This window comes from Methylophilus sp. DW102 (assembly GCF_037076555.1).
GTDB lineage: Bacteria > Pseudomonadota > Gammaproteobacteria > Burkholderiales > Methylophilaceae > Methylophilus > Methylophilus glucosoxydans.
In genome coordinates this window covers 800473-813070 of record NZ_AP029023.1, presented here as the reverse complement: position 1 = coordinate 813070, position 12598 = coordinate 800473, and the positions used below count along the sequence as shown (strand labels likewise).

The following is a 12598-nucleotide window of genomic DNA, read 5'->3' as shown; positions in this document are numbered from 1 at the left end:
GAGTAGAGACTTAACAAATAAAAGCTGAGCTTATCAGCTTGTTAACTGGCATCAATCAGCCCATGTTTCATGGCCAGCCTGACCATTTCTACCGGGCTGTTCACAGAGAGCTTCTGCTTAATCAGGGTGTAGTAATTGGCCACGGTTTTTTGGCTGATTTTCAGCATGTCTGCCACCTCATCCGCCCGTTTGCCCTCGGCCAGCAGCCGAAACACCTCAAACTCTCGTGACGTCAGCTGTTGGAGCGGATTACTGTCGCCCACCAGGGTTTGTAACGCGACTTTCTGCGCCACATCCTGACTTAAAAACGTGCGCCCTTTGGACACATCCAGCACGGCTTGTACCAGGTCTTCAGCCACGCCAGTTTTAGTCACATAGCCTTTGACGCCGGTTTTGAGCGCCTGCGCGGCAAACGAAACGGCCTCATGCATAGAGAAAATGACGATCCTGGCTTGCGGGTAGCGCTGCAAAATACGCTTGGCGGCTTCTAGCCCGCCCATGCCTGGCATGGAGATATCCATGAGCATCACATCAGGCATGACCTCACCATACACCTGATAAGCCTGTTCGCCCGTATCCGCCTCGGCGATAATTTCTATCGACTTGTGGCTTTCAAGCAGGCGCCTTAACCCTGATCGCACCACTGTGTGATCATCTACCAACACCACCTTGACTGTCATACCGCTGCTTCCTGAAATGCTTCTGTCATCTGAAAATGGATTTCTATGCGCGTCCCCTGACCAGGCGCCGTATGAATATGCATGCGCCCCATCAAGCCCTCTACTCGCTCTTGCATCCCGGCCAAGCCGTACCCGCGCGTTTGTGACTGCGGATCAAAGCCCCGTCCGTCATCCTCCACCATCAGGTAAAGGCCGTTTTCCGTCTCCTTCACCTCAATCGTCACCCGTGTCGCGGCGGCGTGCTTGCTGATATTGGTCAAACACTCCTGCAAAATGCGGTACACCGTCACCGACAGCGCTTCATCCGGCTGCGACAAATGGTTAGAAATCTGATTCACCACCATAATGCCGCGATTGCGGTCGCGCCAGTGATGAATCAACTCCGCCAGCGCCAGGCTCAACCCCAATTCATCCAGCACACGCGGACGCAAGCGCGACAAAATATCCTGTATCGTCACCATCATTTGCCGCGTAATCTGCGCAATCGCCTGCGCACTCTCCCGCGCTGAGCTCAGCTTTTTCGCCGCCACCAGCGCACTCGCATCCACATGCACCGCGGTCAGATACTGACCAATCTCATCATGCAAATCGCGCGCAAGTTTTTTTCGCTCTTCTTCCTGCAAATGAATAATCTGCTGGGTCAAGCGGTGGTTATTGCGGATGCTTTGTTCAAGCGTACTCGCCATACTGTTGAACTTGTCGCTAATCTCGCTCAACTCCACCTGCTCAAAGCCCGGTAAGCGGCTCTGGTATTCACCGCGCTCAATCTGGTTCAAGCCATGAATAATCTGCTTAACCGGCTTAAACGTCGCCCGCACCGTCCAATACACAAACAGCAGCACACTCAAGCCAAACAAACTGACAATCGCAAGCAAGCCAGACGTATCATCCCAAATCTCGCGCAACTCAAAACTAGGGTCCGGCGTAATCACCAGCTCCCCAATAAAGCGTCCATTCAAAATGATATTTTTGCGCTTGGGCTCATTCAGCACACTCGAAATATCCAGCAACTTCACAAACCATTTGGGGGGATCTTCCCCGCTATGTGCCATGCGCGTACTGCGGTTAGATTCGCGCAACCGACCATTGTTATCGTAAAAATCCACCTTCAAATGGCGGATATTCTTCAACTCATCCAGCCGGAAAATCTGCACCCCTTCTTGCTGGTTATGCTGCAACCAGCCAAAGTCCGTCATGTAATGGGCAATCTCCGCATCCAGCAAATGCATCACCAGATTACTCGTCGACTGCACCTCCGCCAGTACATCCTCGCGCGCGTTTTTAACCACCGACACCGCCCACGTCAGCAGCAACCCAAGCAACAACAGGGTAATAATCAGATTTAGTTTGAATTGAAGGCTGAGAGATTTCATCATGCTAGGGGGATTTTAAAGAGTATTCACCAAAAACATTCGGGAATTTTTCCCTATTCATTCATACAGCAAGAAATTATCAAGGCGTGGGGTCACATGGTCGATTGTAATGTCTCACAAAAGCCCCACCAGCCCATCACAAAGACCCAATTGACTGATTACCTCTCGCTCAAGTCAAGCTAGAAGTTGACGCACTTAAGGTTGTATTTTAGGATGGTCTAAAAATTAATAACAGCTTGAAAATGTTAAATAAACCCTGCAAATTTCCATTCAAAAAAGCACCAATGACGCAAAACTTTGCAGCATTTAGGAGGCCTAGTTTACATTAGGAAATCCATGGAGGACTCTCTATTCGAAGAGGAATTTTTATCCGAAGAGCTCATTCTCTCGAAGGCTGATGTCATCCGCCGCCAACTAAATACCGGAATTCGAATGTTTTTCTTTGATTGGGATCCAGTTGCATTGCACACGGTTGTCTCGGCCGGACATGAGGTCGCAAGAGACCTCGCTCACTCAACCGGAATAAAAAAATCCATCAAAGACTCTCCACTCCTATCTGAGAGTGAAAGAAAGAAGTTTATTGATGCCGTGAACTATCCACAGAATTTTTTCAAACATGCAGACCGTGATCCTCACTCAAGAATGGCATTTCGTTATCGCCTAATCCCGTTGTTCATTCTCGATGCTGTAATGCAATACATTGCCATTGGTGAAGAGCTCACTCATGAGATGAAAGTGTTCCTAATGTGGGTGCAACTGAAATATCCGAGCCTGCTTCGTTACGAGCCAGTCGAAGCAGACTTATCGAAAATTAGATCGTCCACTAAAAACCCAAACTCATTTCATGCGTTGGCGAAGGTTCTTCTAAATGAGCCTGGTAGGGTGGGCAACTCGTTGCCCACGCGGTAAAACTCACGCACAACTCCACCATGTCACGTTATCGTCGCGCTAATACTGCTGGAGCCACTTACTTTTTCACTGTTGTGACTTACCGTAGGCAAAGATTTCTTTGTGATGATGATGTGCGTGATGCCTTAAAAAATGCTATCCAAAAAGTCCGCACTGACCATCCATTTACAATCGATGCATGGGTTTTGTTGCCAGACCATATTCATTCCATATGGACGCTACCACCCAAAGATGCAAACTTTGCGCTTCGTTGGCAACTCATCAAACGTTATGTGAGCCGTGCTTGCGGTGCGCGTTTAAACCACACTGAATGGATGTCAGCATCCAAAACAAAACATCGTGAATCGACCATTTGGCAACGCCGTTATTGGGAGCATCAAATTCGCGATGATAACGACTATGCAAAGCATATGGATTATTTGCATTTCAACCCGCTTAAGCATGGGTTGGTGAACAATTTGAAAGATTGGCCTTATTCAACATTTCACCGATATGTTAAAGCCAGTGTTTATGATGAGCATTGGGGAGTGGGGCTAGATTTTGTGGACGGAGTGTATGGTGACGTATAACGAGCATTGACGCGTGGGCAACGAGTTGCCCACCCTACAGACTTTTTGATTTCCGCTGATTTTCAACGATAAGTTTCAATATGAACCTGAAAGTAAAATTAAACTATTTATTACCAGTTTGGTTGCTCATATGGTTAACTGCGACAGTCGTTTTTACTGATTTAGCATTTCTTGAAATTAAACATGATGGTGTAATTGTTACATCTTTAGAAATGAAAACCGTTCAGTCTAAATATACACACAAGGTTTGTGAAATAGGTTTGAAATTGCAAGATAGAAATTTGCAAAAAAATACAGACTTAAGGACTTGCACTCTTCTTTCAGTAGGTGAGTCAGTTAAATTAATTGAGTCAAAATTATTGCGCCGCTGGATAGCAATATATGATGACAAAAACGTCAAAATTACTGGAGACACGGTCGAAAACAGTGTAACAAGAGATGGAGTGTTTGTTTTGCTTGCTATGCTGATGCCAGTGTTATTTATGTTTGATCTTCCAAATAAAATAAAAATTTATGCATCACTAGTTTTTGGATTGCAAGTTTTTGGCGTTCTATATTATTGGTCTATATTTTTGCGATAAAAGTCCGCGTATCGCGTACCCTTGAGGGTACGCCGCATGTCGTCTTGATGACCACCTTAAAAGTGACAATCATCTATCAAGCTTAATGAATCACCACTCCCCAAGGCAAATTCCCCACCGCAATATCCTTCAGCTTGGCATTGGTTTGAGTATCAATCACCGAGACGTTATTACTACGGCCATTGGCGACATAGAGTTTTTTACCATCCGGTGTCAGTGCCATATTCCAGGGACGTTGGCCGACTGGGATCGTGGCGATGACTTCGCGGGTGGCGGTGTCAATGACACTGAGATTATGATCGCCGCCGTTGCTGACATAAATACGGCTGCCATCGGCATTAACCTTAACGCCGTTAGAGCGCAGGCCGACCTTGATATTGGCTTGCACTTTCCAGTCGGCGGTAGAGACTATCTCTAGCAGGCTGGCGGCTTCATTTGCGACATAAGCCCATTTGCCATCGGGGCTGAAGCCAACACCGCGCGGGTGTTTGGTGGATGCGATCAGGTGTTCTGACTTGAGTGTATTGAGGTTAATCACATCGACATTGTTGCTTTCTTCATTGCTGGCAAGCAGCCATTGCTGGTCGGGTGAAAACACGCAATGCTCGGGATTTTTGCCCTGGGTTTTGATGGTGTGTTTGAGTTTGTTGGTTTGCAGGTCTACCAGCGAGACCGCGTTTTCTTCTTCCAGGCAGGCGGCCAGCAATTTTCCGTCGGGTGAAATATCAATGCCTTCTGGTTCGTCGCCGACTTTGATCAGGGCAGTTTGTTTGCCGAGCTGGGTGTCTACCACCGAGACGGCATTTTTATCGCGCACAACGACGTAGAGTTTTTGGTTGCTGGGGTGGATGGCGGCAGCCTGCACTTTTTTGCCGAGCTTGCCTTTGTTGGGCAGGGTGTTGATGACTTCGTCGGTGCTGGTATCAATCACCGAGACCGTGCCGTCTTTTTCGTTGGGGACATAAGCGAGCGGTTGGGCACTGAGGGTGAGGCTGGCTAGCAGGCCTGCGGTGAGGGTCAACAATCGAACGTATTGCATAGAGCATCCTTAAAAAAAGTCGGCCAGTTGCTGCAACAACTGGCCAGAACATGGAGATATACTTTATGCAAATCAATTAAATTTGAAATTTAAATGACCATTGCATATTAAGCACTTAAAATCCTTGGCAATAGCGTCATGCTTCCCGATTTAACCGGGATAAACTCCCGACGCTATACTCATTCGCCAGCCTCAAACACAAATCCACCGAAGGCGCGCGGCTGTGCCCCAACCTTGACCTGTCGCGGCGAGTCCAGGCGCTGCCCATCAATGACGGCTACGACGTTGTCCATCCAGCTGGTGACCACGAGCTGCTGTTGCTGGCGGTCAAAAGCAATACCTTCGGGCGTGCCGGGGACGCGAATTTTAGCTAGCGGCCGCTGGCTGGCCAGATCGATCACGCTGACGCTATCTTCGCCGGTGTTGGTGACGAACAAGCGCTGCCCTTGCGGGTCTGTGGTCACACAGTAAGGGTGCCGCCCCACGCTAAGCGTGGCCACCACACGCTGGTCATGCGTGTCTATCACACTCACTGAGTTTGAATAGACATTCACCACATACAGCTGCTTGCCATCGGGGCTCAGCCCCAAACCGAACGGGTGCTCGCCCACTTTAATTCTGCGCAGTTCTTTGTTCGCGCGCGTGTCGACCACGCTCACATCATTACTGTCGCGATTCGCCACGTAGAGCGTCTGGCCATCGCGACTTAACTGCAAGCCGCCTGGTGCCTGCCCCACTTCTATAGTCGCCAGCACTTGCCCGTGCACGGGCTCAACCACCAGCAAACTATGGTGATACCAGTCAGCCACATATAAACGGTTACCGGCCTGATTCACGGCCAGTCCGACCGGGGCAATCGGCAGCTCTAGGGTCTGCACCACTTGCTGCCGCGTGATGTCTATCACCGAGATTGAACGGCCATCGACATTGCTCACGTATACTTTTTTCTGTTGAGGATGAATAGCGACGCCGACCGGCGATTGACCGACCGCGATGGTTTTGATCACCTGCAGTTGGCGCAGGTCTACGACCGAAACCGTGTGCTCTCCCTGATTGGTGATATAGGCGAACTCTGCCGCGGATGCGCCCAGCGTAAAACAAAGACTGAGCGTAACCGACAACGCTTTCAAGCGCAGGCGCCAGCACGCGCTCACATCAATCGTCCTCATACAAGCGTTACGATAGCGCGATGTGAGCCGTAAGAATTGAGACCTGTTCCCGCAAAGGGTCAGGAATTTTTCATGCAATAGCAGAGGCGCTCTGTTGCGAGAAATGTGCGTTGATGGCGCGCATATCCAGCGCTTGCCACATTTGCAGGTGGTGCTGCAGCTCATGCGCCTGCATGGCGCCCCTGACCATATCAATGATGACGCGATCACGCACCGTCATGAGTGCAGGCACTTGTGTCACCTGGAAATTGGCGACCAGATCGGTGGCGACATCAACATCGGCTACCGCAAACGCGACTTGTGGATGCTGGGCGGCAACCGCTGCCAGGACGGGGGCAAAGTGCTGGCAAGGCTCACACCATTCGGCCGTGAACAATACCACGGCGAGCGGATGCGCCTGCACCCACGCATTGAATTGCGCCTGGCTTGCCAGTGTCTGCACCACGGCAGCGGTTTGGGTAGATGCCAGATTGGATTGCGGATCTGAAGGGTTGGTTGTTTGCATACGAGACTCCTAGGGATGCGCCTGCTCGGGCAGGCGTTTAATGGTACTGAGTGTCCAGTGTTGCGGGCCAGCGATGCTTTGTGAGCACCCCAACTCCTGGCTGGGGTGTTCGGCAGTGAGTTGATGGCGGGTATGGTCTGCGGTCTGCACCTGCATAAACCAGCGGTCCACCCATACCTCCAGTCCGGCTGGGGCAGCGCGCTGGCCGCTGTCAGTCAGGGCCAGCGTGATCAGTTTGCCGCCATGCGCCAGGCATAACGAGTCATCCGTCTCTTCGAGTATCACCCATGTTGCCTCATTGCTGGCGACACCCTCTTCCGCCCTGGCGGGCAGACTGGCTGTGACCAAAACACAAACTACGGCTGGCAACATCATCGTTGCCCACTGGGCCAGGTGACTGGCACCTGAAGAGATACACAGCCATCCAGACTGCCCGGATAACCCTAAGTGTTTACTCACCATGACATGCCTCGCTGAATCCACACAATCAACACGGCGGAGCTCAATTTATGCACACAGGCTGGAACCCATGCGTTTAAACAAAGGGCGCAAGCTGGCGCAGAGTTTTTGGCGCCAACCCTGGGTGTTTGCCGCTGCATTCTGGCGGCCTTCTTTCAGCCCTTGCAAACCGGCTTTGACAAAGGCGTCTACCGCATTTTTGGCGGATTCATCATCCTGGCCTGCAGGTGGTTCATTGCCAGTAAAGGCGCGGTAATAACGGGCACTCCAGGTCACTTTGGCGTTGCTGCCATCAGCAGCAACTTTGATTTTGCCGTTCAAAGAACTCACAGGCAGCGCTTCCAGATCAATGTCGCCAAACAGACGATAAGACACGGTCATGTCTGCCGCAGACACTTCGTCGATTTCCTGCATCAACTGCTTGCCGTTTTTCAGGGTCAGTTTTTGCTGGGTATCATTCACCGGCTCGCAGGCAGTGACTTGCGGATGCCATTGCGCCAGGCTGCAAGGGCTGCTGACACGTTTCCATACCGCGTCAGCCGATGCGTTGACCTGGATGGATTCATCCGTTTTTTGCGGTGTAGGCCCGTGCGCCCAGGCTTGCACACTTAATAACATCATCATTCCGCATAAAGACCACTTCATAACACACTACTCCTTCTTAAAAAATCGTTGAAACATCCGCTGCATGCCGAGCAGCCAGGGGCTATCGGCAAACGTCAGCCCCATAAACATGAGCCACAATAGGCAGGCAGGCACCGCCAGCCAGGGCCGCAAATCGGTTTTGGCCCAGCGCCAGGCCGTCATGCCCAAGCCGGTCGCCCAGTCGCCAGGTTGCGAGACGCTATTGAGGCGGGCGTAATGCAAGCCGGTCTCGGCAGCGAGCCGCTGCAGATTTTTTTCATCCAGCGCAGATAAATGGGCATTGCTTAAGAGTTCGTTACCCGGCCCATGCCCGGCATTACGGTCATGCTGGCCTCGCTCCATGGCCAGCACCGATAGCGTGGCCGCCATGCCGAAATTGCCATAGCGCTGCACCTCTTCTTGCTCCCAGTAGCCCGCCACTGCGTTTTTTTCATCCAGTTTGGGGATTTTGCTTGGTGTGGGTTTGCCCACGCCCACCAGATAGCCTTGCACCTCGCCTGGTTTGCCTGCGAATTTGGGCAGGTATTGCGGATTGGCCGGTGGCGCTTGCTGGCCGTCGGTAAAAAATAGCAGGCGCATCTGTTTGCCTAACAACGGCGCCTGTTCCAGCGCGTGATAAAGGCCATGGGCGATAAACGAATCCGCCGCCCACGCCATGCGCCAATCCATGCTGGCGACGGTATGATCCAGCGCGGCAAAATGGCTGCACACCTCCACCGGCTTCACCACATTGACCGTATTGCGCTCGGTAAACATGCCCAGCGCCACGCGTGAGCCACACGGCAGCACAGACAAGGATTTGCGTATGCTTTGCTTGGCCATCTCCAGGCGGCTGACACTTTTCCCATTCAGCTGATAGTCAGTCACATTCATGCTTTGTGTGATATCCACCACAAAGTACCAGTCATACACGCGGTTGGGTAAAGTCAGTTGCGGGTGAAAAAGCGTGAGCGTGAGCAACAGCGCCAGCAGCCACAGGCAACGCTTGCGCCAGACCAGCCCGCGCGATGCTAGTGGATTGTCAGGGCTGCCAACGAGCAAAGCCCTGAGTTGTTTGAACCCTGCCATCATCAGGGCATGCCTCTCGGGTTACCTGGCATGGCAGGCCAGCCACTGGGTTGCTCTTCGGCTTTAATCTGCTCGTCTTCGTACTGTTGCGGCCCATTCATGCCGTGCGTGGTCGGCGCCAGCCTGAGGGCGAGATGGTAGTTGTACTTCACCTCGGACCAGTCAGGCTCGATACGCAAGGCTTTCTGGTAACTCTCTTTGGCCAGGGCGACCAATGGCCCCGCCTCGTCCCAGGCTGGCAGGCCACGTTGTTCGAGCAAGCGGATTGCCGTGCGCAAATAGACATTGCCCGAGTTGAAATAGGCCTGCTTGCGCAAGGGTTGGCTATCGGTGGTGCGGGCAATGACGGCGGCATACTGCGCCAGCGCCTGATCAGATTTGAGTTGATCGTCATAAAACACTGCATTGGCGAACAAGGCCTGCGGCGTCTGGTCAGCCCCCAGCAAGGTAGAACGGATCAGCACATGCGGCGCCAGGCTGTGTCTGTAGACTGCAGACTGATAGAGCGCCACGCCCTGACGCGCTAGCATCACCAGTGATAGCACCACCAGCAGCGCAGCCCACAGCCCGCCGCGGCGTAAATGATTGTTCCATTGCCTTCTTATGTTGGGATGACTCATGTTTGCCACCGTGTTAACTCCAGTTGTACCATCGCGATTAATAGCAAGGCTGCCAGCCAGGCAAGACCATAGGCGTATTGACTCAAGTCTTGTCGTGCAATCGGTTCCAGGTAACGGGTTGGTTTGTTTTTAAGCTTAGCGATATCGCGCACGGCCGCCATCACCGCCTGCGGATTTTCTGCCTCATACACGTGATAAGGCACATTGAGCGTCTGGAAATAGTCATGCAAGGCCACCTCGGGATAGGCGTCAATATTCTCGCCTTCGGCCAGGCTTTGCTTGATGGTGACGCCATTTTCAGAGCGCAGGTAAATCCAGTACAAAGAGGCCTGTTGCCGCATAAACATGGCACGCAACATGTCCTGGGTTTTGCCATCCAGGTGTGCACCGCCATCAGACACCAGCACAATGGCACGCGCCCCGGTCACCGGCTGATCGGCAAAATAATCGAGCGCCATGCCGAGTCCGCGCGCGACCGCCGTGAAACCCATGCCACCGGCTTCGGTTGCTTCCAGTGCAGCTTGCACAAACGCCCGGTCATTCCCCAACGGCGCCGCCAGAATCGGTGAGGTACTAAAGGTCACCATACCCATCAGGTCTTCATGGCCTTGCTTGACCAATGACTTCAACACCTCACGCGCGGCCTGCATTTTCGGTTGCCGCGCCTGAGCATCGCCCTTGTTCACAAACGGCTCGTTCATGCTGGCGCTGCGGTCCAGCACAATCATCACATGCGCACCGCGCCCAATTTTTTCGATGGATTGCGATTTTAGAAACGGGCCACTCAGCGCAATGGCCAGTGCCAGCAGCAAAGTACTTAAACTGATTTTCCAGGCACGTTCCAGCCAGACGGAGAGCGGGTCTTCGGGCAACCCTTGCAAGGCCGGATGCTTGAAATGCCGTTGACCACGCATGCACCAGGGCAATACGGTCAATGGCAATAACAGCAAGGGCCACACCTGTGTCAGCCCCCATGACTCCCCCAAGCCGCTCCATGTGATGACGGATTGCCCCCAGGCCTGCCACATGCTTAAGCGACCTCCAGTTGACTCAAATCTTTGGCTAATTGTGTCAGCAAAGCGATCGAAGACGTCACAGCTCGGCCAGCAAAAAACGCCTGCTGTACATCCGCGTAAAAGGCCTCAAGCGCAGGCGCATAGGCCTGTAGCCTAGGTTGCTGCTGCATTAACTGTGGCAGATTTTCGGCAGTCACCGCATGCCCGGCAAATTGATCCATGGCCCGCACCAGCAAGCGCATGGCCTGCAAACTATCCGAGGCCGCCCCTCCCCTGAGTTTGCGTATCTGGCGCCAGGCCTGACGGAAAGGCATGTGTTTTTCTTGTGGCAAGGCGATCCAGCCGGCCACCCAGGCCAGGTAAAGCAATGCCAATACAAGCGCACTTCCCCAACCTGCCAGTGACCACAGTTGTGGCGCGAGCGGCCAGCTTGGCATGGGCGCATCCGGGTAAAGCTTGACGTGCTCGGCATCAATCCGGGCAGGCAGCAAACTCGACACAATGACCTTGTCTGGCGGCACATCAACGGTCAACCGTTGCTGGGCGCAGCTGGACTGATCGCAGGTGAATTCAAGGTGCAGTTTTTTTAAGGGCAGGATTTTAACCGTGTCGCCGGCAACAAAAATTTGCCAGTCTATCTGCAGGTTAATCACGCGCTCATTCGCCAGGTCCTCATGTTGCCAATGGGCATCGCGCAACTCAATGGCCTCATTTTGTGCCGGGGCAGGCAAACTGGCCGGATCCAGCACAAAACCAGGCGGGACATGAATCTTGAGATGCTGTGTTGCAATGCTGCCCAGCGTGTAATCTGCCTCACGCGTGGCGCTTTCTACGCGTATGCTGGCGTGCGTTGTGGCTTGGGTGCTTGCTGTGGTGCTGGCGGCATATGCCAGCGTAGTGGCCGCCAGCAGATACCCTGCAAAAAATGTCGCCAGCCAGCGCGTAAACTGCATCGTGCCCGCAAACCGGTTGCTTGTGATACTCATGCCATCGTCTCCATCAAGTGTCGGCTCACGTCTTCCGCACGCCAATCCGGGGCTAGCCACAAAGGGGATCTAGCACCCGCCTTGACCAAGCCAAGATTGAGCGACTGCGTTTGCTGCGCGGCATCCGCGGCGATCTGTGTGCGCAACTTGCGCCGCAATAGCCAGCTGCGCTCCTGCCCGGTTTCCATATCGCGTAATCGCGCCCAGCCGAACGCCGGCAATGCCTCAAACGCCGAGGCATCGCGCAATACCACAGGCACCACATCATGTGGCTGAGCGGCACGCATGGTGGCTTGCAGCAGTGACTCTGGCCAAAAAAAGTCAGAGATGAGGAATACCAGCGCACGCCGTGGACCGATGGCCTCTATCGCAGCAGGAAGGGCGCTGGCCGTGTGGCCGTGATCAGCACCCGAACTACGCGCCTGCTGCCAATAGTCATTGAGCAGCCCATGTACTTGCTGCGCTGTGCCAGGCTGAAAACTGGGCAGGCGTTGCAAACTGCCTGGTAAATGGTCGCTGGCAGCGTGCATGCCGAAGCCATCGCCCTGGCGCGTGACCGACCACGCGAGCGACGCGACAAAACGGGTCAGGCGCTGCTGCAAATCTTGGGCAGAAGGGCCCTGAAAAAATAAGGAGCTGGAAACATCCAGAATGGCGTAGACATGAATGGCAGCACGTTCAAGATAGGTCCTGACCAGCCATTGCTGTGGCTGCGTGCGTACACTGGCCCGAATATCAATCCGTTTGGGATCCGGGCAAGCCAGTAAAGAAGCATAGCCAGCGAAGTCAGTGCCGTTGCCATGATGCTTGGTGAGCGTCGCGCCCGCGTGATAGCTGTGTGCCCGCCATGGCACCGGATAAAAGAACTGGTGTGGCTCGAAGGCGGCTTGTACGGACGCCGCCGAGAGCGGCTGCATAGGCCGCCCGGTCTCTTGCGCCATTGCGTTGCTTGCAGCTACCATGCTTCACTCACATCCAT

15 protein-coding genes are annotated in these 12598 nt (G+C 53.3%); 3 read left to right on the top strand and 12 right to left on the bottom strand.

The window, feature by feature from the left end; translation table 11 throughout:
* Nucleotides 1-41 precede the first annotated feature (41 nt).
* Both AACH41_RS03820 and AACH41_RS03815 read right to left on the bottom strand, forming a co-directional pair.
* Nucleotides 42-680 (bottom strand): response regulator transcription factor, encoded by a 639-nt coding sequence (locus AACH41_RS03820; protein WP_194747364.1) that lies wholly within the window; start codon nt 678-680, stop codon nt 42-44.
* Nucleotides 677-2056, bottom strand: coding sequence for an ATP-binding protein (locus tag AACH41_RS03815; RefSeq protein WP_338656843.1), 1380 nt, complete (start codon nt 2054-2056; stop codon nt 677-679). Before AACH41_RS03815 ends, AACH41_RS03820 begins: the two co-directional genes overlap by 4 nt.
* 333 nt (nt 2057-2389) lie before the next feature.
* Between AACH41_RS03815 and AACH41_RS03810 the strand changes: the two genes are divergently transcribed.
* The 3 genes from AACH41_RS03810 to AACH41_RS03800 all read left to right on the top strand — a co-directional run bounded on the left by AACH41_RS03810 (nt 2390) and on the right by AACH41_RS03800 (nt 4112).
* The gene (locus tag AACH41_RS03810) at nt 2390-2962 is read left to right on the top strand and encodes a hypothetical protein (RefSeq protein ID WP_338656841.1); all 573 of its coding nucleotides are present in this window, start codon (nt 2390-2392) and stop codon (nt 2960-2962) included.
* A 20-nt stretch (nt 2963-2982) separates the two neighbouring features.
* On the top strand, nt 2983-3531 hold the full coding sequence (locus AACH41_RS03805; RefSeq protein WP_338656840.1) for a transposase: 549 nt from the start codon (nt 2983-2985) through the stop codon (nt 3529-3531).
* Nucleotides 3532-3611: 80 nt separating this feature from the next.
* Nucleotides 3612-4112, top strand: coding sequence for a hypothetical protein (locus AACH41_RS03800; RefSeq protein ID WP_338656839.1), 501 nt, complete (start codon nt 3612-3614; stop codon nt 4110-4112).
* 82 nt (nt 4113-4194) lie between these two features.
* On the opposite strand, the gene AACH41_RS03795 is transcribed toward AACH41_RS03800, so the two are convergent.
* From AACH41_RS03795 to AACH41_RS03750, 10 genes are all read right to left on the bottom strand, one after another.
* A complete protein-coding gene (locus AACH41_RS03795; protein ID WP_338656837.1) occupies nt 4195-5151 on the bottom strand; it encodes a beta-propeller fold lactonase family protein in 957 nt (318 codons plus the stop codon).
* A 179-nt stretch (nt 5152-5330) separates the two neighbouring features.
* A complete protein-coding gene (locus tag AACH41_RS03790; protein WP_338656836.1) occupies nt 5331-6305 on the bottom strand; it encodes a YncE family protein in 975 nt (324 codons plus the stop codon).
* 85 nt (nt 6306-6390) lie between these two features.
* Nucleotides 6391-6825, bottom strand: a complete 435-nt coding sequence (locus tag AACH41_RS03785) for a thioredoxin family protein (protein ID WP_194747377.1) — start codon at nt 6823-6825, stop codon at nt 6391-6393.
* A gap of 9 nt (nt 6826-6834) precedes the next feature.
* Complete coding sequence (locus tag AACH41_RS03780) at nt 6835-7287, bottom strand: hypothetical protein (protein WP_338656834.1); 453 nt, start codon at nt 7285-7287, stop codon at nt 6835-6837.
* Between the two features lie 45 nt (nt 7288-7332).
* A complete protein-coding gene (locus AACH41_RS03775; protein WP_338656833.1) occupies nt 7333-7929 on the bottom strand; it encodes an SRPBCC family protein in 597 nt (198 codons plus the stop codon).
* A gap of 6 nt (nt 7930-7935) precedes the next feature.
* Entirely contained in the window at nt 7936-9000 is a 1065-nt protein-coding gene (locus AACH41_RS03770) for a vWA domain-containing protein (protein ID WP_338656831.1), read from the bottom strand.
* A complete protein-coding gene (locus AACH41_RS03765) occupies nt 9000-9617 on the bottom strand; it encodes a hypothetical protein (protein ID WP_338656829.1) in 618 nt (205 codons plus the stop codon). Before AACH41_RS03765 ends, AACH41_RS03770 begins: the two co-directional genes overlap by 1 nt.
* Nucleotides 9614-10645: a vWA domain-containing protein gene (locus AACH41_RS03760; RefSeq protein ID WP_338656827.1), complete on the bottom strand. Its 1032-nt coding sequence runs from the start codon at nt 10643-10645 to the stop codon at nt 9614-9616. The genes AACH41_RS03765 and AACH41_RS03760 overlap by 4 nt, the downstream gene beginning before the upstream one ends.
* 2 nt (nt 10646-10647) lie before the next feature.
* Entirely contained in the window at nt 10648-11619 is a 972-nt protein-coding gene (locus tag AACH41_RS03755) for a hypothetical protein (protein ID WP_338656826.1), read from the bottom strand.
* On the bottom strand, nt 11616-12581 hold the full coding sequence (locus tag AACH41_RS03750; RefSeq protein ID WP_338656825.1) for a hypothetical protein: 966 nt from the start codon (nt 12579-12581) through the stop codon (nt 11616-11618). Before AACH41_RS03750 ends, AACH41_RS03755 begins: the two co-directional genes overlap by 4 nt.
* Nucleotides 12582-12598: the final 17 nt, after the last annotated feature.